The sequence below is a fragment of the Streptomyces sp. NPDC015131 genome (assembly GCF_043079975.1).
In the GTDB taxonomy this organism is placed as follows: Bacteria; Actinomycetota; Actinomycetes; order Streptomycetales; family Streptomycetaceae; genus Streptomyces.
The window spans coordinates 225,697-246,788 of the sequence record NZ_JBIBVB010000003.1 but is presented as its reverse complement, the minus strand read 5'-3'; the positions used below and the strand labels follow the sequence as shown (position 1 = coordinate 246,788).

Here is a 21,092-nt window from a genome sequence, read left to right as displayed (position 1 = left end):
TGTCCACTTCTCAACGCTCCCGGTCCATTGCCGCACCGCAGCCCCAGCTATTGCATGGCCATGACCACCTGAACGGCTGACCAGCACGTGGGAGGGATACGGACTGTGCGCGAACCCAGCACGCCCGACACGCAATCGGTGAGATCCGGCATACGGGCCACGGCCCGCGCGGCGGCCCTGCTCGCCGCCGCCGGGCTCCTCATCACCGCGGTTCCGGCCTCGGCGGCGACCCCGCCGGCCGCGGAACCGCCCGCCGACGTCATCCCGGGGGCGCGCACCGCGACCCCCGCGCTCGTCGACGGCATCCGGGAGGCGGCGGACGCGAAGGCGAGCCCGGCGGACGCGGCGCGGGGACACCTGGCCGCCAAGGAGAGCCGGTACAAGATCGCCGAACCGGGGCGCGATCTCGCCCCCGTACAGACCCTGAAGCGCGGCACCGAGGAGACCGTACGGCTCCAGCAGAAGCACAAGGGCGTGCCGGTCCTCGGCGGGCAGTACGTGGTGCGCATGGAGCACAAGGGCGGCGAACGGGTCGTCACCGGCACCTCGGGCAAGTACTTCACCGGCCTCACCACCGGCGTGACCCCGGCCGTCTCCGAGGCGACCGCCGTCCGGCGCGCCGTCGCCGCGACCCAGGCGCGGCTCGGCGGGCACCGGCTGGCGCTCACCGACGCGCGGCGCGCCGCCGAGCGCGAGCAGCCGCTGCGCGGCACCGCCGGCGGCCTGGTGGTCGTCCCGCGCGGCGAGGGCGTGCTGACCCACCACATCACCGTGCGCGGCACCCACCCGGCGACCGGCGCCCCCGTGCTCCAGCACGTGTACGTCGACGCCCGGGCCGGGTTCCCGGTGCTCCAGTACAGCGGCATCAAGACGATCGCCCCGGACCAGGACGCCACCGGCACCCCGCCGAAGGCCGCGGCGGACGGCGACCCCGCCCCGCACCCCGGCACCACCGGCAGCGGCACCCTCCTCGACGGCACCACGGTCGACCTGGGGGTGCGCAAGGCGGCCGACGACCGGTACGTGCTGGCCGACCACGCCCGGATGGCCGCGAGCAGCAAGAACGCCCTCACCACCTGGGACGCCCGCGACAAGGACGTCTACGAGGTGCTCGGCGGCTGGCCCGCCGGCCTGAAGGAGTTCTCCTCGCCGACCGCCCGGTTCGGCCAGGACGCCACCGACTCCGGCGCCGTCGACGCCCACTGGGCGGCCGGCCAGGTCTACGACTACTACAAGGAGCGCCACGGCCGGGACGGCCTCGACGGCCGCGGCTCGGCGGTGAACTCCCTGGTCGGCGTCACCCAGTTCGGCATGCCGTACGTCAACGCCTTCTGGGACGGCACCAAGATGGTGTACGGCTCCGGCGACTCCGACTACAAGCCGCTCTCGGCCGACCTCGACGTCGTCGGCCACGAGATGACGCACGGCGTCGTCGAGAACAGCGCCAACCTGGTGTACGCGGGCCAGTCCGGCGCCCTCAACGAGGCCGTCGCCGACTACTTCGGCAACGCCATCGACGTCACCGAGTCCGGCATCGCGATGGACCACCCGGACGCGGGCCTGATCGGCGAGGACCTCTGCCGCACCTCGGCGCCCCGCGTCTGCGCGCTGCGCGACCTCAACGACGGCGCCACCACCTCCCGGAGCTTCCTCGGCGCCACCTTCGCCACCGACAACGGCGGCGTCCACCTCAACTCCACCATCTTCTCCGGCGCCCTGTGGGACATGCGCCAGGACCTCGGAGCCGAGACGGCCGACCGGATCGTCTACAAGGCGCTGACCGAGTACATGACCCCGCTGGACGGCTTCACCGACGGCCGCAACGCGGTCCTCGCCGCGGCGAAGGACCTGGGCGTCACCGGGCAGCGGCTCGCCACCGTCAAGCGCTCCTTCAACGCCCACGGCGTGGTCCCCGGCTGGGAGCAGGCCCTCGGCGTCGACTCCGACGAGCTGTTCGGGAAGCTGAACGTGACCGGCACCTCGGTGCAGGCGGGCGGCGGCTGGTGGACGGCCGCCAAGTCCAACGACGACGGCACCGAGCCGTACTCCGTCTACGCCGGCCGCGCGGACGGCAAGGGCGCCCCCAAGCTCATCAGCCCCAACGACGGCCGCTACCACGTCAACCCGGCCACCGACGGCAAGACCGTCGTCTGGGCGGCCTACGGGCCGGCCAGCGTGGACGTGCTGTCCCGGCCGCTCGCGGGCGGGCCCATCAAGAAGCTGCACTCGTCCACCAGTGACGACGTCGCCGGGCTGCGCGTCGAGAACGGCGTCACCGTCTTCGAGACGCTCGGCTTCTTCACCCGCCACGTCGTCCACCTGCGCCCGGGCGACACCGCGCCCACCTACGTGGACGGCAACAGCGACGAGGTCCTCACCGCGCTCCCGTCCATCGCCCACGGCAGGATCGCCTACGCCAAGCTCTACCCGGAGGGCGGCGACTACCGGCTCGGAGTGGAGATCCTCGACCTGAAGACCGGGAAGAAGACCCTGACCGAGCGGCTCGACGAGCCGCAGACCCTCGGGCAGACCGGCATCAACGGCAGCCACGTCTTCTGGCTCACCGAGCAGGACGCCACCGACGACGGCCAGATGGGCATCCGCCGCGCCAACCTCGACGGCACCGGCGCGTACGACATCAGCCCCGAGCACAAGCCGGGCGCGCTGATCGCCTCCGACCTGACCGTCTCGGAGACCGCCGTCACGGTCAACGCGACCCTGCCGGACACCGCGTACCGCAACGAGACGCTGCCGAAGAACTGGCAGTTCACCACCGACGGCTCCCGCCAGGAGCGGGTCTCCTGCAACCGCGGCGAGCAGCTCTCCCCGGCGGCCGTCTCGGGCACCCAGGTCGTCTGGATCGACGGCACCACGGGCTGGACGAACCTCGTCACCCGCACCCGCCCCGCCGGCCGCTGCGCCTGACACCCCTCGCGGCACCAGCCCCCCGGCGCCCCGGCGCCGGGGGGCTCCACGCGGCGCGGCCGGCCGCGCCCGTCACGTGCGAAATACTGGACCCGCCGAGCCGGGACACGCGTACGAGGGGTGCTGAGGTGCAGGAAAGCCGTACGGGCGGTGACGCGCCGACCGACGAGGGCCGGGGCGGAGACCCGGCCGGGGACCACGAGTTCCTCGCCCTGGAACGGGAACTGGCGGTCTTCCTGCGCCGCGCCCGCGCCTCGTCCGGGGAGATGGCCCGCCAGGTCCACCCCGAGCTGGAGCCCGCCGCCTACGGCCTGCTCGTCCGCCTGGAGGAGGCCGGCACCCAGCGCGCCACCGAACTGGCCGGGTACTTCGGCGTCGGCAAGGCCACCATGAGCCGCCAGCTGCGCGCCCTGGAGGACCTCGGACTGGTGGCCCGCGCCCCCGACCCCGCGGACGGGCGTGCCTCCCTGGTGCGGCTCACCGACGAGGGCCGCGGCCGGTTCCGGCGGGTGCGCGACGCCCGCCGCGCCCGCTATGTGCGCAAGATGGCCGGCTGGGACCGCGCCGAAGTGGCCGAGCTGGCCCGGCTGCTGCACCGGCTCAACACCTCCGACGAGGGCTGACACCGCGCGCGGGCGGGCTCTTTGCGTGGCCCACAGGAGTTCTTTGCGAACTCCACAACGGCCCGCCGGTGGCCGGAAGTGCCCCTTCCCCTTCATCATCGACCGATGATCAAAAACGCACTCGGCGCCGTCCTCGCGGGCGCCGCCCTCCTCGCCACAGCCACCCCCGCCGCCCCGGGCGCCGCCCCGGAGGCGCGGTGGGAGCGGGTGGGCGACGGCATCACCTCCGGCATCAGCGGCCTCGCCGTCGCCGGGGTCCGCCACGGGACGGCCGACCTGCTCGCCGTACGCGACAACAAGAAGCCCGGCGAGAACCGGCTGGTGGCCCTGCGCCACCGGCCCGGCGACCGCACCTGGCAGCGGCCGGTGGCCTGGGCCGGGGCGCAGCCGGTGGACCTGGAGGCGATCGACGCCGTCCCCGGCCGCCCCCACGAGTACGTCGCCCTGTCCAGCGCGGGGACCGCGTACCGCCTCCACTGGGACGGGGACCACGCGCGCGTGCTGGCCGCCTTCCCGGTCCCCGGCATCGCGGCCGGCGACAACTACGAGGGCTTCGCCCTGGCCCCCGCGCGGGGCGGGAGGCTCCTCGCGGTGTGGGCCGACCGGGGCCAGGACGACCGCCCGGCGACCCTGTCCGCCGCCGCCTGGGACCCGCGCGACAACACCTTCGGCCCGCGCACCTCCGCGGAGTTCCGCGTGCCCTACCCGGCTGCGGACGTCCGGCACGTCTCCGACGTGGAGGTCTCCCCGTCCGGCCGGGTGACCGTCTCCTCGGCGTCCGACCCGGGCGACGACGGCCCCTACGACTCGGCCCTCTACGACGCGGGCCGGGTGGCGGCCGGCCCCGGCGACCGGGTCCGGCTGACCGCCGGCCGCGCCCCACGCCGGCTCGCCACCTTCCCCGGCCACAAGATCGAGGCCCTGGCGTGCCTGCCCGGCTCCCGCGCGGGTGTCGTCGGCACGGATGACGAGAACGCGGGCGGCTCGCTCGCCGCCACGGACGCCTGCCGCCCCTGACCGGGTGCGGGCCGGGGGGTTCCCCGGTCGGCCGGGTGCGGCCCGGGGGCCGAGGGCGGCGCCCTCACAGCTCGACGTGGACCACCGTCGCGTCGTCGTGCCGCTTCCAGCGGTACGCGTACGAGGGCGACGCCTCCAGCTCCCGGACCCGGGCGATCAGCCCGCGCGGGCCCTCCTTGGCCACCACCGCGCAGCAGTCCGCCCAGTCGCCCCTGCCGAAGACCTCCGTCCAGCGGGTCGCCCCGTCCGTCAGGGCGACCAGCGCGCGCACCTCGGCCGCCGGGACCCGGCCGGTGACCGCCCGCGCGGCCACCGACGGGTCGGCCGCCGCGGTGAAGAAGCCGCCCTCCTTGTTCCGCACGGTGGTGTCGGCGATCTCGTGCGACGCCAGCGAACCGGGCGGCAGCCGGTCGAGCCGGTCGTCCACCACCGCCCGTACCGCCCCCTCCGGCGACCGGAGCAGCAGCACCGAGTCGGCCAGCACCAGGTACTCGACGTCCACGGCGTCCCAGCGCGCCATGACCACCGTCGCCTGCGGCGTACGGATGTGAGAAAGGTCACAGCTGTCGCGGTGAACATCCGCGGTGCGCCGGATTGCGTCCGCCAGGATCCCGGCCAGCGTCAGATCCGGGCGAGAAGCGGACAGTTCGGTCAGCGCGCCGCCCAGTCGGGCGGTGAACCAGGGCACCGAGTGCACACAACCGTCGTCGTCGACCGGCGGGGTGACCCCGTCCAGCACCACCAGCGCCCCGCCCTGGCCGGACGCGGGAACGACCACCGACGCCCAGTCCTCGTTGGGGCGTTCCGGCGCACCGGGGACGGAGGAGATCTCGGTCTGCATGCGCCCAGTCTGCATGACTTCTTCACCGCGCCAACGAATGGCGGGAACACCCCTGTACGGGCAGGTCACGGGCGGGCCGGCGCCCGGGCGAGCGCCGGAAGCGGACCCTCCGCGCCGGTGCGGGCGGGCATCCTGCCAAAGCGGCGGTCGATCTTTCAACCCGTCCCCCCGCGCGCCCGCCGGACGGGGGACCGCACGAGTTGTTCGCCAACTCCGGAGTGTTGTTCACTCGTTCGGGTGGCGGAGTGGCCGACGTACGTCCCCCTCAACAGCAGCCTGGGAAGGTCGAGAGCCGTACCAGGGGTTGAGGGGCTGATCGCAGACGTGACCGGTCGTCACCTCTGTCTCATGGGCGGACGAGTTCAAGAATGCGAGCACCGGTGCAGAAGCGCAGTGAGACTCCCGGCGACCCCCAGGCACCGGGCGGCCGCCGCGTACGCGTACGCAGCCGGCTCGTCATCGGCGTCGCCCTGGTCGGTATCACCGTCCTCGGGGCGGGCGCCCCGGCCGTCCTCACCGCCTCCGGCGAACTCAACGACTCCCAGCGGCTGGTCACCCTCGCCGAGCTGAACCGGCAGGCCGTCACCCTCGCCCACTCCCTCGCCGACGAGCGCGACGAGGCCACCACCTACATCGCCGCCGGCCGCGACCGGAAGGCCGGCCCCGGCATCGGCGCCGCCCACCGGGCCCGCGTCGACCGGCAGATCGACGAGATCCGCGCCGACGCCCCCGCCGACCTCCGCCGCGACCTGGCCGGCCTCTCCGCCGTCCGGCGCTCCGCCCTCACCGGCAAGGGCACCGCCCTGGAGGCCCACCGGGCCTACACCGAGATCATCACCGCCCTCCAGGCCCTGTCCGCCGAACTGGCCGACAAGACCCCCGCCCGCGCCGCCGAGGCGGGCGCCGGCACCCGGGCCCTCACCGAACTGGGCCACGCCGTCGACCAGGCGTCCGCCACCCGCGGCCTGCTGCTCGGGGCGCTCGCCGTCCCCGCCTCCAAGGACGCCGAACCGGTCTACGACCCGCTCACCGGCCGCTACGTCACCCCCGAGGACCCGGCCGGCGACGCCGCCGACCGCACCCGCGACGCGCTGAGCGCCGCCGCCCAGGTGTCCCGCGTCCGCGAACAGGCCGCCCTCGCCGACTTCGACCAGGCCGCCCCGCCCGACGCCCGCGACTCCCTCGCCGCCACGGTCACCGGCCCCGAGGTCAAGAGCGCCGAGACCTCCCTCGCCCGCCTCACCGACCGGCCCGAACTGTCCGAGGCCGAACGGGAGACCGACCCGGCCAGGCTCCGCGCGGCCCTCACCGCCCGCGTCGAGCAGATGCGGGGCGTCGAGTCCTCCCTCGCCACCGCCGAGGTGCGCCGCATGGAGCGGCTGCGCGACGACGACGTCACCGCGCTCGAACTGAGCATCGCCGTCCTCGGCGGCTGCCTCATCGTCGCGATCGCCGTCTCCACCGCCGTCGCCCGCACCCTCACCCGCCCGCTCGCCGTCCTGCGCATCGGCGCCGCCCGGCTCGCGGAGGCCCCCGAGACCGAGGAGCCGGTCCGCTTCACCGGCCGCAACGACGAGTTCGCCCAGGTCGTACGCTCCCTCAACACCCTGCACGGCACGGTGCGCGACCTCGGCGCCCGCGCTGCCCGGCTGGAGGCCGAGAAGACCGGCGCCACCGCCGACCGCGAGGCCCTCACCGCCGAACTCGCCGCCCGCCGCGCCGAGCTGCGCGACCGGACCGCCGAGACCGTCGCCCAGCTGGAGGCCCTGCGGGGCAGCGTCACCCACACCTTCGTCAACCTCTCCCTGCGCACCCTGGGCCTCGTCGAACGGCAGCTCGCCGTCATCGAGAAGCTGGAGGAGCGGGAGCAGGACCCGGAGCGGCTCGCCACCCTGTTCAAGCTCGACCACATGGCCACCGTCATGCGCCGGCACAGCGAGAACCTCCTGGTGCTCGCCGGCCACGAGCACGGCCACACCCACCAGGGCCCGGTCCCGCTGGTCGACGTGGCGCGCGCCGCCGTCAGCGAGATCGAGCGCTACGAGCGGGTCACCATCCAGTCGCTGCCGCCGCACGCCTACGTCGCCGGGTTCGCCGCCGACGACCTGAGCCACCTCCTCGCCGAACTGCTGGAGAACGCCACGTCGTTCTCGCCGCCGGACGCCAAGGTCCGGCTGTCCGGCTGGACGCTGGAGAGCGGCGAGGTGATGCTCTCCGTCGAGGACGAGGGCATAGGGATGACCGAGGGCCGGCTCGACGAGCTGAACGCCCGCCTGGCGGACGCCGACCCGGACCCGGACACCGCCGCGGACACCGACGGCGAGGGCCTCGGCCTGCGCGTGACCGCGCTGCTCGCGGCGCGGCACGGGGTGCGGGTCCAGCTGCGGGACCAGAAGCAGGGCGGGGTGACGGCGGTCGCCGTGCTCCCGCCGAGCCTGCTGCCCAAGGCCCCGCCCGTCTCCGCGCCGCCGTCCGTGGACCTCGCCGGTACGGCCCCGGCGCTGACCCTGCCCGGGTCGGTCGCCGAGGCCAACTCCAACACCCTGCCGGGTGCCAGGACCGCCGCCGACCCCCTGGTGGCCGCGGCGGAGGCCGCCCTGCGGGCCGCCCCGGCGGAGCCCGTACAGGAGCCTGTACAGGAGTCCGGACAGGAGCCTGTACAGGAGTCCGTACAGCAGCCCGAGACGGCCCCGGACGCCGAGACGGCCCCGGACCCGGAGACGGCTCCGGAGACGGCCGCCCCGGACGCCGAGACCGCGCCCGACGCCGAGACCGCGCCCGACGCGGAGAGCGGCCCCGGGGCGGGCGGGGACACCGGCGCGCCCGCCGGACCCGAGACCACCCTCCAGGTCCGCGCCCCCCGCGCCCCCGAGCCCGAGCCGGAGGCGCACACCCGCGCCGACGAGACCGCGGCCGAGCCCGCCGAGCCCCGCGACCGGGAGCCCAAGTGGGAGCGGGTGACCGACAAGGGGCTGCCCAAGCGGACGCCCAAGGTCGTGGAGCCCTCCGCCCCGCGCGCCGAGCGCACCGGCGGCATCGACGCCGAGGCGCTGCGGCGCCGGCTCGGCGGCTTCCACCAGGGCGCCAAGGACGGCCGCCGCGACGCCGAGGCCGAGATCGGGGCAGGGGACGCGGAGGGCACCGCGCGGACCGGCGCGGGGGACGGCACGGCACGGACCGAGGACGTACGCACCGAAGAGACGGGGGACACAGTCGAGGAGGCACGGAGTTGAGTGCGAGGACCGGCAGTACCACCGGCACGGCGGCGTTCGGCCTGAGCAGCGAGGCGAAGAACCTGCACTGGCTGCTCGGCAACCTGGTCGAGGAGGTGCCAGGAGTCCGGTCCGTCGCGGTCGTCTCGTCCGACGGACTGCTGCTGCTCTCCTCCGACCCGGCCGGCCGGGGGAGCGGCGAGCCGGCCGGGCCGGCCCGGTCCGACGGACCGCGTGGCGCCGCGGCCGACCTCGCCACGATCGTCTCCGGCATCGGCAGCCTCACCATCGGCGCCGCCAAGCTCATGGACGGCGGCGGCGTCAAGCAGACCATGGTCGCCATGGAGGAGGGCAGCGTCTTCGTCATGTCCATCAGCGACGGCTCCCTCCTCGGCGTGCACGCCACGCCGGACTGCGACATGAGCGTCGTCGCGTACCACATGGCGCTCTTCGTCGGCCGCGCCGGACACGTGCTCACGCCCGAACTCCGCAGCGAGCTGCGCAAGTCGATGGAGAGTGCCGTATGACGTCCGTGTCCGCCGCCGGCCGGCTGCCGGTCCGGGGTGGCGGGCGCCGTCCCGCCCGCGTCCGGCCCTACTCGCTCACCGGCGGGCGCACCCGCTTCGGCCACGTCCTGCTCGTCGAGACGTTCGTCGCGGCGCTGGAGGCCCCCGAGGAGCGCAAGGAGCTGGCGAACGGCGGCGCCGGGCCCCGCGTCATGCCGGAGATGCGGGCCATCGTGGAGATCTGCCGCCGCATGCGGACGGTCGCCGAGATCTCCGCCCTGCTGAAGATGCCGCTGGGCGTGGTCCGGGTGCTGCTCAGCGACCTGGCCGACCAGGGGAGGATCCGCGTGTACGGCACCGGTCACGGCACCGGCCAGCCCGACCGCGCACTGCTCGAAAGGGTGCTGAGTGGCCTCCGCCGTCTCTGAGATGTCCATACCGCGGGACGAGGCCGAGGCGCAGGCGTGGCAGCTCGACCACACCCGCGCCCCCATCGCCACCAAGGTGGTGGTCGCGGGCGGCTTCGGCGTCGGCAAGACCACCTTCGTCGGCTCGGTCTCCGAGATCACCCCGCTGCGCACCGAGGCGCTGATGACCAGCGCCAGCGAGGACACCGACGACCTCTCCGCCACGCCCGACAAGCTGACCACCACCGTCGCCATGGACTTCGGGCGCATCACGCTCGACGACGACCTCGTGCTGTACCTCTTCGGTACGCCGGGCCAGAAGCGCTTCTGGTTCATGTGGGACGACCTGGTGCGCGGCGCGATCGGCGCGATCGTCATGGCCGACACCCGGCGGCTGACCGACTGCTTCCCGGCGCTCGACTACTTCGAGAGCTGCGGACTGCCCTACATCGTGGCGGTCAACCACTTCGAGGGGACCGAGCTGTTCGAGGCCGAGGACGTGCGCGAGGCGCTCACCGTGCCCAAGGACGTACCGATCGTGATCATGGACGCCCGGAAGCGGATCACGGTGGTCGACTCCCTGCTGGCGCTCGTCGCCCGCGCCCTCGAAACCACCCCCGAGTGAAGAAAGAGACCCCTCGATGCGGAAGATACTCGTCGTCGGAGCCGGGCAGTCCGGACTCCAGCTCGCCCTCGGACTCCAGTCCCGGGGGTACGAGGTCACCCTGATGTCCAACCGCACGGCGGACGAGATCCGGGCCGGCCGGGTGATGTCCACGCAGTGCATGTTCCACACGGCGCTCCAGCACGAGCGGGACCTCGGCATCAACTTCTGGGAGTCCCAGGCGCCCCGCATCGAGGGCCTCGGCGTCTCGGTCGGCGCGCCCGACGGCTCGCGCCCCGTCGACTGGGTCGGCAGGCTCGACGGGTACGCCCAGTCCGTCGACCAGCGCGTGAAGATGGCCGGCTGGATGGAGACCTTCGCCCAGCGCGGCGGCCAGCTGGTGATCCACGGGGCGGCCGTCTCCGACCTGGACTACTTCTCCCGCACCTACGACCTGGTGCTGGTCTCCGCCGGCAAGGGCGAGCTGGTGTCGATGTTCGGCCGGGACGCCGCCCGCTCCCCGTACCGCGAGCCGCAGCGCGCGCTGGCCGTCGCGTACGTCCACGGGCTCGGCCCGCGCCCCGAGCACCCGGACTTCGACGCGGTCCGCTGCAACCTGGTGCCGGGCGTGGGCGAGCTGTTCGTGATGCCGACCCTCACCACCAGCGGCCGGGCCGACATCCTTTTCTGGGAGGGCATCCCCGGCGGCCCGCTGGACGTCTTCCAGGGCGTCAAGGACCCCCGCGAGCACCTGGCGCTGACGCTGGAGCTGATGGAGCGGTACACGCCCTGGGAGTACGCGCGGGCCACCAAGGTCGAGCTGACGGACGCGGGCGGCACCCTCGCCGGCCGCTACGCCCCCACCGTCCGCAACCCGGTCGGCCGGCTCCCCGGCGGCGGCCTGGTCCTCGGTGTCGCCGACGTCGTGGTGGCCAACGACCCGATCACCGGCCAGGGATCCAACTCGGCGTCCAAGTGCGCGGCGTCGTACCTGTCGTCCATCGTGGAGCACGGCGACCGGCCGTTCGACGAGACCTGGATGCGGGGGACCTTCGACCGCTACTGGGACACCGCCCAGCACGTCACCAAGTGGACCAACGCGATGCTGGGCGTCCCGCCGGAGCACGTGCTGAACCTCATCGGCGCCGCCGGCGGCCTCCAGCCCGTCGCCGACCGGTTCGCCAACGGCTTCAACGACCCGGCCGACTTCGAGAACTTCTTCTACGACCCGGAGAAGACCGCCGCCTACCTGGCCTCGGTCTCCGGGGCCTGAGAACGCCCCTGCGCCGGAGGGCGGTTCCCCCGGGGGGCCGCCCTCCGGGGTGCCGCCGTCCCGCCCGTACGGGCGCGGACCGCGAGGCCCGCCGAGGCGATGACCGCGAGGCCGCCGAGGAGCGTGGGCCAGGTGATCCGCTCGCCCAGGAAGAGCGCCGCCCAGCCGATGGTGAGGACCGGCTGGACCAGCTGGATCTGGCTCACCCGCGCCATGGGGCCGATGGCGAGGCCCCGGTACCAGGCGAAAAAGCCGAGGAACATGCTGACCACCCCGAGGTAGCCGAACGCCGCCCACTGGACCGGGGTGCCGGTGGGGGGACTCTGCCACACGGCGAGACCCGCGAGCGCGGCCATCACCGGGGCCGAGAGCACCAGCGCCCAGGAGATCGTCTGCCAGGCGCCCAGCTCCCGGGCGAGCAGGCCGCCCTCGGCGTACCCCAACCCGGCCGCGAGGACGGCGGCGATCAGGAGCAGGTCCGGCCACCCCGGGGCGCCGAGGCCGCCGCCCCGCACGGAGGCGAAGCAGACCGCGGCCACCGCGCCCACGCCCGCGGCGACCCAGAACGGGACCGGCGGGCGCTCCCGGCCGCGGAGCACGGCCAGGACCGCGGTGGCGGCGGGCAGCAGCGCGATCACCACGGCGCTGTGACCGGCCGACGCGGTGGAGAGGGCGTACGAGGTCAGGAGCGGGAAGCCGGCGACCACCCCGCCCGCCACCACCGCGAGCCGGGCCCACTGCGCTCCCCGGGGCAGCCGCTGCCGGGTGGCGGCCAGCGCCAGGGCGGCCAGCACGGCGGCGATCACCGCCCGGCCGGCGCCCACGAAAAGCGGGGACATCCCGCCGCCCGCCACGGCCGCCTTGGTGAAGGGCACGGTGAAGGAGAACGCGGCGACCCCCAGCAGACCCCAGCCGAGGCCGGCGCGCGAGGCGCGCGACGCGGCCGGCCGGCCCGCCGCACCGGAGGGCCGGGACGGCGGCGATAGCACTGGAGCATCCGGAACGGTAGCGCTACTCTGTATCGTCATGAACAACGATAGCAGTGCGCGGATCGCCACCGAACTGGGGGAGTGGGCCGCCACCGCCGCCCCGGGCACGCGGCTGCCGTCCACCCGGGCCCTGGTCGCCCGGTACGGGGCCGGTCCGGTCACCGTGCAGAAGGCGCTGCGCACCCTGGCGGCCCGGGGGCTCGTCGAGAGCCGGCCCGGGGTGGGGACCTTCGTCCGGGCCGCCGTCCGCACGGCCCGCCCGCACGACTACGGATGGCAGACCGCCGCACTCGGATCGCCGCCCCACCGGCTGCCCGGGACCTCCACCGCGCTGCGGACCTTCCCCAACGACGTGATCGCCCTGCACTCCGGCTACCCCGACCGGGAGCTGCTGCCCGAACGCCTGGTCCGCGCCGCCTTCACCCGCGCGGCCCGGGGCGACGCCGCCGTCAACCGTCCCCCCGCCGCCGGGCTCCCCGAGCTGCAGTCCTGGTTCGCCGGCGAGCTGGGCGCCGCGACGCCCGCCGGGCTCACCCCGCCGTCACCGGCCGACGTCGTCGTCTTCCCCGGCAGCCAGAGCGGACTGAGCACCGCCTTCCGCGCCCTCGTCGGCGCGGGCCGGCCGCTGCTGGTGGAGTCGCCCACCTACTGGGGCGCCCTCCTCGCCGCCGGGCTCACCGGTGTCCGGCTCGTCCCCGTCCCCAGCGGACCGGACGGCCCCGACCCCGCCGAGCTGGCCCGGGCGTTCCGGCTGACCGGCGCGCGGGCCTTCTACGCCCAGCCCAACTACGCCAACCCCACCGGTGCCCAGTGGTCCCCCGACCTCGCCGGCCGGGTCCTCGACACCGTGCGCGACCACGGCGCCTTCCTCATCGAGGACGACTGGGCACGCGACTTCGGCATCGACACCGACCCCGTACCGCTCGCCGTCCGCGACGACGGCGGGCACGTCGTCCACCTCCGGTCCCTCACCAAGAGCGTCGCCCCGGCCGTCCGCATCGCCGCCATCACCGCGCGCGGCCCCGCCCGGGAGCGCATCCTCGCCGACGCCCGGGCCGAGGCCATGTACGTCAGCGGCATGCTCCAGGCCGTCGCGCTCGACGTCGTCACCCAGCCCGCCTGGCGCACCCACCTGCGCGGCCTGCGCCGGCAGCTCGCCGCCCGCCGCGACCTCCTCGTCGCCGCCCTCCACGAGCACGCCCCCGCCGCCCGCGTCGAGGCCGTCCCGAGGGGCGGGCTCAACCTCTGGGTGCGGCTGCCCGACACCACCGACGTGCCGCGCCTCGTCCGGGACTGCGAGGACGCCGGGGTGATCGTCGCCCCCGGCACCGAGTGGTTCCCCGCCGAACCGGCCGGCGCCTACCTCCGGCTCAACTACTCCGGGCCCAACCCCGGCGCCTTCCCGGACGGCGCGCGCGCCCTCGGCGAGGCGCTCGCCCGGCAGGACCGGGCGTAGCCGCCCCGGGCCTCACCCCGCGTCATTGCCCCCGTCCGGGCCGTCCGCCGCGTGCGGCGGGAGCGCCGGCGGGGTGTACGCGGGCAGCGGCCGGGCCCCGGGGTCGGGCCGGACGGCGCCCAGGAGCGGATTGGCGGCGATGGGGGAGACCTTGACCCGGGCGCCGGGACGCGGCGCCTGGATCACCAGGCCGTCCCCCAGGTAGATCGCCACATGGGTGGCCTTCGGGAAGTAGAGCACCAGGTCACCGGGGCGCAGGGAGCGCAGCGGCACCTTCGGCAGGGTGCGCCACTGCTCCTGGCTGGTACGGGGCACGGCGCGCCCCGCCCGCTCCCACGCCCGGGAGGTCAGCCCCGAGCAGTCGAAGGACTCCGGGCCCTCGGCGCCCCACGCGTACGGCTTGCCGATCTGGTCGGCGGCGTACTCCAGGGCCTCCATGCCCTCCCCGGACGGCGCCCGGGCGCCCTCCAGCTCACCGGTGGCGAGCAGGTCCCGCTGCGCCCGCGCGGTCTCGGCCTCCTCCAGCGCGGTGATCTCCCCGGCCTCCTCGTCGGACAGCCCGGCGAGGGTCGCCTCCACCTCCTTCAGCCGGGCCGTGACGTCGTCGCGGGCCTGCTTCTGCCGGGCGGCGAGCGTCTGTTCGCGGTCCAGCGCCCTGCGGGACGCCGTCGCCAGCCGGTCCGCCTGCTTCTCGCCCCGCTGCAGCCGGGCCACCGTCGCGGCCTGCTCGCGCACCGCGCGCCGGAGCACTTGGTGCTGGTCGAGGGCGTGTTCGGGGTCGCGGGCGAGCAGCAGGCGCAGGGCGGAGGAGAAGTCGGTGCGCCCCTGGTACTGCGCGCGAGCCAGCCGCCCGGCCTCCAGCCTGCTGCGGGCGAGGTCGTCCCGGGTGCGGGTGAGGTCGCCGGTGAGCCGCCTGGTCTCGGCGGTGAGCGCCTTGAGCTGCTCCTCGGTGGCGTTGTACGTCTCGGTCGCCTCCTCCGCCTGCCGGTACAGCGTCCGGAGCCGGCCGAGCATCGCCGGTACGGTGGCCGCCTCCGGCGCCGGGGCGCCCTCGGTGTCCCCGGTGTCCCCGCTGTCTCCGGCGCCCCCGCCCTCTTCCGGGGCGGGCTCCCAGGGCTCCGTCTCCGTTTCCGGCTCCGTCTCCGGCTCCTCCCAGGACTCCGGTGCCTGGGTGCCGGGCGGTACGGGCGGCTCGGGGACGGCCGTCGCGGGCGCGGCGGGCAGGGTGGCCAGCAGGGCGGACGCACAGACGGCCCGCAGCAGTCTTCCTGACATGCCATCACCTCCGCCCCCATGGTGCGGCCGGAAATGGTATGACAAGCGTATGACGTGCCTGATGCGGTGGTACGTCCGGGAACGGTCACCCGTCCTGGCTACTCCACCGGCGGCCGAGTTGCTCCACCGACGCCTGGTTATTCCACCGGCAGCGCGTAGAACGTCCGGCCCCGGCGGACGACCACCGCGCCCGGCCCCGCCGCCAGGACGCCGTACCCCGCCGCCGTCTCCCCGCCGCCCGGCGCCCGGGCCCCGGCGTCCTGGAACTTCCACAGCCGCCGCCCGTCGGCCGCCGCGAACGCGGTGACCTGCGCCCCGTCCGCCGCCAGCACCACCCGGCCGCCCGCCCCCGGGGTCACCTCCGGCACGTCACCGCCCGCCGCCTCGGTGCCGCGCCGCCAGCGCGCCCGGCCGGTCGCCGGATCGACCGCGTACACCGTCTGGGAGCGGTCGGCGACGAACAGCGCCCCGCCCTCCACCCGCGCCCGCCCGAAGTCCGCCCCGCCCGCCAGCCGCCACAACGGCCTGCGCGTGGCGGTGTCGAAGGCGTGCAGTCCGCCCGGGGCCGCCGTGAACAGCCGCCCCGACCCGTCCCCGGCCACCGCGCCGCCCGGCCGTGCCGCGCCGAAGGGGCGGAACCACCGGCGCGCGCCGGTCGCCCGGTCGTGCGCGTAGAAGATCGCCAGTCCCTTCGCCGCCTTGACCTGAGCGCCCGTCAGCGACCGGGGGTCCTGGCGCACGACGAGCATGTCCGGCCGCAGCGCCAGCACCTCGAGGGCGGGCACGTACGGCGGGCGCCCGTTGGGGACCTGGACCCGCCACAGCTCCCGGGCCCGCCCGACGTCGTACGCGACCAGGTAGGTGCGGGTGGCGAGCGTCCCGGTGAACCAGACGACCGGGCCCGCCTGTCCGGCGACCGACGCCGGGCGGAGCCCGCCGGCCAGCGGCAGCCGCGCCCGGGTGGTGCCGTCGTCCGGGTCCAGCAGCCGCAGCCCGTCCGCGCCGAGCACCAGCAGCCGGTCGCCGTCCATCGCCACGGCCGGCCGCGCCGAGGCGGCGTCGGCGCGCTGCCAGAGCCGCCGGCCGGTCGCCAGGTCGACGGCCGTGGTGTGGGCGTCGGTGGTGAGCACCAGGGCGCGGTCCCGCCAGACCGTCGCGTGCAGCGAGGCGCGGGCGGTCGCCGGATGGCTGTACGCCCAGTGCGGCCGGGGCGGCACCCCCGCGACGGCCGGGCGCGGACGGGCGGCGGGCTTGGCGTCCGGCCGCCGCTCCTCCGCCTCGCCGGACGCGAACGCCAGGACCCCGCCGGCCCCGAGGACCGCGCCGGTGACACCGGCGGCCAGCCCGGTGAACAGGCCGCGCCGCGACACCCCCGCCGCTCTCGGCGCGGGCACCCGGGCGGCCCGGGCGGGCACCGGCAGCGCGGGCGCCGCGACCGGGACGGGGAGAGCGGGGGCGTGCGCGGGCACCGGCAGCGCGGGCGCCGGGGGCTGCTCGCCGACCGGCGGGACGGGCGGCAGGAGCACCTCGGGCCGGCGCGGCGCGACCAGCCGCGCGGTGGCCGGCTCCCGCCGCGTCTGCCGCCCCACGCGCACGGTGCGCCCGTCGCCGTCATCGTCGCTGTTGGCGGGCTCGTCCTGGTGCGGCTCGTCCTCGGGCTCGTGCCCGTCGGGTACGGCTACGGGTCCGGGGGCGCCGTCGCCCCCGCCGTCCCGTGCGGCCAGCTCCGCCACCCGCTCCGCCCGCTCGTCGAGCGCGGCGCGCAGCCGGTCCGGGAGCCAGCCGCCGCGCGCGAGGGCCGCCGCGCCCTCCAGGGCCAGGGCGGCGGCGACCTCCCCGGCCCCGGGGCGGTCCTCCGGCGACTTGGCCAGGCAGCGGGCGATCAGCGGGCGGACGCCCTCCGGGACGGCGCCCAGGGCCGGTTCGGCGTCCGCGATGGCCGCCGCGTCCGCCAGCGGCGGGGTGCCCGTCGCGGCGTACGCCAGCAGCAGCCCCAGGACGAACACATCGGCGGGCGGGCCGGGTTCGTGCCCGGCGGCCTGCTCGGGGGTGAGGTAGCCGAGCCGTACCGACACCTGGCCGCCCGCCCGCGCCTCGGCCGCCTCGGCGGCGCCCAGCGCCCCGAAGGCGGTCAGCCGCGGCCCGTCGCCCGCCAGCAGCACCGTCCCCGGGGCCAGCCCGTGCAGCACCGCGCCGGTCGCGTGGACCCGCGACAGCGTCTCCGCCACCCCGGCGCCCAGCACCCGCAGCGCCCGCTCCGGCAGCGGCCCGGCCAGCGCGACCGCCTCGCCCAGGGACAGCGCCGGGACCCAGGGCGTCGCCGTCCACAGCGGCGGGCGCTCCACCGCCGACCCCAGCACCTCCGGGACCCAGCCGCCCGCCAGCCGCTCCGCCGTGAGCGCCTCGGCGGCGAACCGGCGCCGGTACGCGGGCAGTTCCGCCAGCCCCGCCGGGGCGACGGTCACCACCACCGGCGTGCCCTCACCGTCCCGGCCCAGGTACCGCACCGCGCCGGCCGACTCCCGCAGCCGCGCCAGCACGGTGTACGGCCCGCAGGCACGGGGGTCGCCGTCCCGCAGCGGGGCGATCGGCTGGAGCGGCGGCGACGGTTCCATACGGCGGTTCCCCCTCGGGCGGCGGCGCGAATGCCCGTGATCCTACGACCTCGGTGACCACGGCCACTTCAGCTCGCGCCGCTCGCGGCCCTCGGGGGCGTACTCGTACTTCCAGCCGCGCTGGAGCCCCAGGCGCCTGGTGTGGCCGGCGGGGACGCGGCGGTAGGCGTGGACGGCCGGCGGGCCGCCGTCCTCGGCCGGCACCGGGACGGTGTACCACTTGGGCGGATGGCCGGTGGGGCCGGTCAGGACCGGCAGGACCCGCCCGTCCAGGGGGCCGCCGTAGAAGGGGGTGTTCTCGCTTCGCACCCGCCCAGTGTCACAGCAGGTGCGCGCCGTCGCCCACCACGGGCAGGACCCGGCGCGCCAGGGTGCCCACCGGGCCCTCGGGCGTCTCGCGGGACAGCAGGGCGGCCACCGCGCCCGCCGTCTGCTCGTCGGTCGCGGCGGTCGCCGTCAGCAGCGCGACCAGGTGGTCCACCAGCCAGGAGCGCAGCTCGGCGGCGGGCGGCTGCTTGCCCTCGTCCAGCCAGATGAGGGACGCCGCCTCCACCGCCGCGATCCAGGTGCGCACCATCATCCGCAGCCGGGGCCCGGGGTGCGCCACGCCCAGGTGCAGCAGGACCTGTTCGGCCGCCGCCCGGCGCACCTCGTCCACGATCGCGCCCGTCCGGGAGGTCTCCGCGACGCTGCCGCCCTGGAGCAGCGCGCTGAAGCCGGCGTCGTGCCCGTCCACGAACGCCAGGTAGCGGTCGAGGACCCGGGTGAGCCGCTCGGTGGGCGGGCCCACGGCGGGCTCCGCGAAGCACAGCTCCAGCGCGTCGGCGGCGGACCGCAGCGCGGCCTCGTACAACTCCTGTTTGCCGCCCGCGAAGTAGCGGTAGACGAGCGGGCGCGAGACACCGGCCGCCTCGGCGACGTCGTCGAGCGACACGTCCTCCGGGGCCCGGTGCGCGAAGAGCGAGAGGGCGACGCCGAGGAGCTGCGTGCGGCGCTCCTCGACGCTGAGCCGTCGGTACGCGGGTGCGGGCGTCGCGGCACTGGTCATGCCCGCAGCGTAACTCCGTGCCACCGTGCGCGGTGCGGGGCTTCAGGCGAGGAGGCCGGAACTCTTCCAGAGCCTGCGCCCCACGCCCCGCAGCACCCCGATCTCGTCCAGGAAGTCGGTCAGCCGGCGGGCGCCGGACTGCATCACCTCCCGGCGGTGGCCGCTGGCCCGGACCTGGGCCACGGCCTCCCGCCGGTCGAGGCCGACGTTCTCGTACACCTGGGGGTTGACGAAGCAGACGGAGAAGACCCGCGCCGCCTCGCCGCAGCTCACCCGGGTCAGCTCCTGCTCCCAGCGCGGGGCGGTGACCATCTGGCGGCGCAGCTCCTCGCGCGCGTACCGGACGTGCCGGGCCTCCTCCACCACATGGATACGGGTGACGCCGCGCACCAGCGACTGGACCCGCTCGTCGGGGAAGGTCAGCCGCTGCATCCAGTCGAGGATCTCCTCGCCCAGCAGCGTCGCCGCGAACGAACCGGGCGTGGTGGACACGGTCTTCAGGACCCGCGCCAGGTTGTGGTAGACGCGCGGCACCCGGTACGCCGGGGCGCCGCCCCGCTGGATCATCCTGGCGAACATCATCGAGTGCCGGCACTCGTCGGCTATCTCCGTGAGCGCGTACCGGACATGGTTGCTGGTGACCGACTTGTCGTAGATGTGCCGCACCAGCAGCTGCATCAGGATGATCTCGAACCAGATGCCCAGCGAGGCGAGCGACGCGGCCTCGTGCCGGGCCAGGTCCATCCGCTGCTCCTCGGACATCCGCCGCCACAGCGGGGTGTCGTAGAGCGAGACCAGCTCCGGCGGCCAGAACCACTTGCCGTCCTCCAGCGGCGCGTCCCAGTCCAGCTCCTTGTCGGGGTCGAAGGAGTGCTTGGCGGACGACTCCAGCAGGCGGGCGGCGACCTGCTCGCGGTCCCGGAGCGGGCCGAGCGCGTCACGGAGCAGACGGATGTCGCGTTCGCGTTCGGGCACGGTCGTCATCTGCGGAGCACCTCACGCTGTTGGCGTTACTGGGGGTCATCCCTTATAAGACTGCGTGTCAGCAAGAGCGTCAATCCCCTGTGCCCGACTTGTTGACCCGGCGTCTACCAACGTGTGAGCCTGCCAACCATCCGTCCGCGCACAGGCGAAGGAGCCTCACGTGTCGACGCACCCTCTCTACAGCAAGGATCCGGGAGACCCTACCTGGCAGGTGCCCGCCTCCGGATCGGCCCGCTTCAGCTGGGAGTACGACGACGGCCGCGACCGGCTGCTCGCCCTCTACCAGAAGGGCAAGGACAAGCAGTGGGACGGCGCCCGGCGCATCGACTGGGACCTGGAGGTCGACCCGTACGACCCCCTCGGCACCCCCGACGAGGTGCTCACCCTGTACGGGACGCGGCACTGGGCGAGGATGACCGACAAGGACAAGGCCGACCTGCGCCGGCACTACGCCTCCTGGCAGTTCAGCCAGTTCCTCCACGGCGAGCAGGGCGCGATGATCTGCGCCGCCCGCATCGTGGAGTCCGTCCCCGACATGGACGCCAAGTTCTACTCCGCCACCCAGACCATGGACGAGGCGCGGCACGCCGAGATCTACGGCCGCTTCCTGCACGAGAAGATCGGGATGCTCTACCCGATCAACGACAACCTCCAGGGCCTGCTGGGCGACACCCTCCGCGACTCCCGCTGGGACATGCCCTACCTCGGCATGCAGGTCCTCATCGAGGGCCTCGCGCTCGCCGCGTTCGGCATGATCCGCGACACCACCGACAAGCCGCTGCCCAAGCAGATCCTCGCGTATGTGATGCAGGACGAGGCCCGGCACGTCGCCTTCGGCCGCATGGCGCTGCGCGACTACTACCGGCAGCTCACCGACGCCGAACTGCGCGAGCGCGAGGAGTTCGTCATCGAGGGCTGCTACCTGATGCGCGACCGGCTGCGCGGCGTGGAGGTGCTGGAGAACTTCGGCATCTCGAAGAAGGAGGCCGCCGAGTTCACCGAGGAGTCCGAGTTCCTGCGGCTCTTCCGCAAGCTGCTCTTCAGCCGGATCGTCCCCTGCGTCAAGGACATCGGCCTCTGGGGCGAACGGCTCCAGAAGGCGTACGTCGACATGGGCGTCTTCGAGCTGGGCGACTCCAGCCTCGACCTGCTGATGACCCAGGACGAGGAGATCGCCGAGCGGCTCGACCGCGAGCGCTTCGCGGCCGAGGAGGCCGAACGCGTCGCCGAGGTGACGGAGGCGATCGCCGAGGGGGAGACGGAGAAGGGCGCGGAGGCGGGGGCGGATGCGGAGGCGGAGGCGTCGCGGTCGTGAGG

The 21,092-nt window shown here is 75.2% G+C and carries 17 protein-coding genes; 10 read left to right on the top strand and 7 right to left on the bottom strand.

Features of this window, described 5'->3' with window-relative positions; all coding sequences use genetic code 11:
• The first annotated feature begins 138 nt into the window (after nucleotides 1-138).
• The 3 genes from ACF08D_RS12470 to ACF08D_RS12460 all read left to right on the top strand — a co-directional run bounded on the left by ACF08D_RS12470 (nucleotide 139) and on the right by ACF08D_RS12460 (nucleotide 4,565).
• Nucleotides 139-2,925 (top strand): M4 family metallopeptidase, encoded by a 2,787-nt coding sequence (locus ACF08D_RS12470; RefSeq protein ID WP_392222567.1) that lies wholly within the window; start codon nucleotides 139-141, stop codon nucleotides 2,923-2,925.
• Nucleotides 2,926-3,053: 128 nt separating this feature from the next.
• Nucleotides 3,054-3,548: a MarR family winged helix-turn-helix transcriptional regulator gene (locus tag ACF08D_RS12465; RefSeq protein WP_392222566.1), complete on the top strand. Its 495-nt coding sequence runs from the start codon at nucleotides 3,054-3,056 to the stop codon at nucleotides 3,546-3,548.
• Nucleotides 3,549-3,653: 105 nt separating this feature from the next.
• Complete coding sequence (locus tag ACF08D_RS12460) at nucleotides 3,654-4,565, top strand: hypothetical protein (protein WP_392222565.1); 912 nt, start codon at nucleotides 3,654-3,656, stop codon at nucleotides 4,563-4,565.
• Between the two features lie 64 nt (nucleotides 4,566-4,629).
• Here ACF08D_RS12460 and ACF08D_RS12455 read toward each other — a convergent pair whose 3' ends face one another.
• Nucleotides 4,630-5,406 (bottom strand): hypothetical protein, encoded by a 777-nt coding sequence (locus tag ACF08D_RS12455; protein WP_392222564.1) that lies wholly within the window; start codon nucleotides 5,404-5,406, stop codon nucleotides 4,630-4,632.
• A 368-nt stretch (nucleotides 5,407-5,774) separates the two neighbouring features.
• Between ACF08D_RS12455 and ACF08D_RS12450 the strand changes: the two genes are divergently transcribed.
• From ACF08D_RS12450 to ACF08D_RS12430, 5 genes are read left to right on the top strand one after another with little or no spacing between them, the layout of a single operon-like run.
• Nucleotides 5,775-8,639, top strand: a complete 2,865-nt coding sequence (locus tag ACF08D_RS12450; RefSeq protein ID WP_392222563.1) for a nitrate- and nitrite sensing domain-containing protein — start codon at nucleotides 5,775-5,777, stop codon at nucleotides 8,637-8,639.
• Nucleotides 8,636-9,145, top strand: coding sequence for a roadblock/LC7 domain-containing protein (locus tag ACF08D_RS12445; protein ID WP_392222562.1), 510 nt, complete (start codon nucleotides 8,636-8,638; stop codon nucleotides 9,143-9,145). Before ACF08D_RS12450 ends, ACF08D_RS12445 begins: the two co-directional genes overlap by 4 nt.
• Nucleotides 9,142-9,552 (top strand): DUF742 domain-containing protein, encoded by a 411-nt coding sequence (locus ACF08D_RS12440; protein WP_392222561.1) that lies wholly within the window; start codon nucleotides 9,142-9,144, stop codon nucleotides 9,550-9,552. The genes ACF08D_RS12445 and ACF08D_RS12440 overlap by 4 nt, the downstream gene beginning before the upstream one ends.
• Nucleotide 9,553: 1 nt before the next feature.
• Entirely contained in the window at nucleotides 9,554-10,156 is a 603-nt protein-coding gene (locus tag ACF08D_RS12435) for an ATP/GTP-binding protein (RefSeq protein WP_392222560.1), read from the top strand.
• A gap of 16 nt (nucleotides 10,157-10,172) precedes the next feature.
• Nucleotides 10,173-11,408, top strand: a complete 1,236-nt coding sequence (locus ACF08D_RS12430; RefSeq protein ID WP_392222559.1) for a styrene monooxygenase/indole monooxygenase family protein — start codon at nucleotides 10,173-10,175, stop codon at nucleotides 11,406-11,408.
• On the opposite strand, the gene ACF08D_RS12425 is transcribed toward ACF08D_RS12430, so the two are convergent.
• Nucleotides 11,381-12,397: a DMT family transporter gene (locus tag ACF08D_RS12425; protein WP_392222558.1), complete on the bottom strand. Its 1,017-nt coding sequence runs from the start codon at nucleotides 12,395-12,397 to the stop codon at nucleotides 11,381-11,383. The two genes, ACF08D_RS12430 and ACF08D_RS12425, sit on opposite strands and share 28 nt — an antisense overlap.
• 37 nt (nucleotides 12,398-12,434) lie before the next feature.
• On the opposite strand from ACF08D_RS12425, the gene ACF08D_RS12420 reads away from it, so the two are divergent.
• Nucleotides 12,435-13,853 carry a PLP-dependent aminotransferase family protein gene (locus ACF08D_RS12420; RefSeq protein ID WP_392222557.1) on the top strand — a complete coding sequence of 473 codons (1,419 nt, stop codon included), beginning with the start codon at nucleotides 12,435-12,437 and terminating at the stop codon, nucleotides 13,851-13,853.
• A 12-nt stretch (nucleotides 13,854-13,865) separates the two neighbouring features.
• On the opposite strand, the gene ACF08D_RS12415 is transcribed toward ACF08D_RS12420, so the two are convergent.
• From ACF08D_RS12415 to ACF08D_RS12395, 5 genes are all read right to left on the bottom strand, one after another.
• Entirely contained in the window at nucleotides 13,866-15,128 is a 1,263-nt protein-coding gene (locus ACF08D_RS12415) for an NlpC/P60 family protein (protein WP_392222556.1), read from the bottom strand.
• A 137-nt stretch (nucleotides 15,129-15,265) separates the two neighbouring features.
• A complete protein-coding gene (locus ACF08D_RS12410) occupies nucleotides 15,266-17,743 on the bottom strand; it encodes a PQQ-binding-like beta-propeller repeat protein (RefSeq protein WP_392222555.1) in 2,478 nt (825 codons plus the stop codon).
• Between the two features lie 42 nt (nucleotides 17,744-17,785).
• Nucleotides 17,786-18,052, bottom strand: coding sequence for a hypothetical protein (locus ACF08D_RS12405; protein ID WP_392222554.1), 267 nt, complete (start codon nucleotides 18,050-18,052; stop codon nucleotides 17,786-17,788).
• A 10-nt stretch (nucleotides 18,053-18,062) separates the two neighbouring features.
• The gene (locus ACF08D_RS12400) at nucleotides 18,063-18,791 is read right to left on the bottom strand and encodes a TetR/AcrR family transcriptional regulator (protein WP_392222553.1); all 729 of its coding nucleotides are present in this window, start codon (nucleotides 18,789-18,791) and stop codon (nucleotides 18,063-18,065) included.
• Between the two features lie 42 nt (nucleotides 18,792-18,833).
• Entirely contained in the window at nucleotides 18,834-19,775 is a 942-nt protein-coding gene (locus ACF08D_RS12395) for a diiron oxygenase (protein ID WP_392222552.1), read from the bottom strand.
• A 160-nt stretch (nucleotides 19,776-19,935) separates the two neighbouring features.
• Between ACF08D_RS12395 and ACF08D_RS12390 the strand changes: the two genes are divergently transcribed.
• A complete protein-coding gene (locus ACF08D_RS12390; RefSeq protein ID WP_392222551.1) occupies nucleotides 19,936-21,090 on the top strand; it encodes a ferritin-like domain-containing protein in 1,155 nt (384 codons plus the stop codon).
• Nucleotides 21,091-21,092: the final 2 nt, after the last annotated feature.

Coding starts and splice junctions, on each gene's coding strand:
- ACF08D_RS12450 (WP_392222563.1), top strand. CDS start 5,775: ATGCGAGCACCGGTGCAGAAGCGCAGTGAGACTCCCGGCGACCCCCAG.
- ACF08D_RS12420 (WP_392222557.1), top strand. CDS start 12,435: ATGAACAACGATAGCAGTGCGCGGATCGCCACCGAACTGGGGGAGTGG.
- ACF08D_RS12430 (WP_392222559.1), top strand. CDS start 10,173: ATGCGGAAGATACTCGTCGTCGGAGCCGGGCAGTCCGGACTCCAGCTC.
- ACF08D_RS12455 (WP_392222564.1), bottom strand. CDS start 5,406: ATGCAGACCGAGATCTCCTCCGTCCCCGGTGCGCCGGAACGCCCCAAC.
- ACF08D_RS12440 (WP_392222561.1), top strand. CDS start 9,142: ATGACGTCCGTGTCCGCCGCCGGCCGGCTGCCGGTCCGGGGTGGCGGG.
- ACF08D_RS12395 (WP_392222552.1), bottom strand. CDS start 19,775: ATGACGACCGTGCCCGAACGCGAACGCGACATCCGTCTGCTCCGTGAC.
- ACF08D_RS12435 (WP_392222560.1), top strand. CDS start 9,554: ATGTCCATACCGCGGGACGAGGCCGAGGCGCAGGCGTGGCAGCTCGAC.
- ACF08D_RS12460 (WP_392222565.1), top strand. CDS start 3,654: ATGATCAAAAACGCACTCGGCGCCGTCCTCGCGGGCGCCGCCCTCCTC.
- ACF08D_RS12415 (WP_392222556.1), bottom strand. CDS start 15,128: ATGTCAGGAAGACTGCTGCGGGCCGTCTGTGCGTCCGCCCTGCTGGCC.
- ACF08D_RS12400 (WP_392222553.1), bottom strand. CDS start 18,791: ATGACCAGTGCCGCGACGCCCGCACCCGCGTACCGACGGCTCAGCGTC.
- ACF08D_RS12410 (WP_392222555.1), bottom strand. CDS start 17,743: ATGGAACCGTCGCCGCCGCTCCAGCCGATCGCCCCGCTGCGGGACGGC.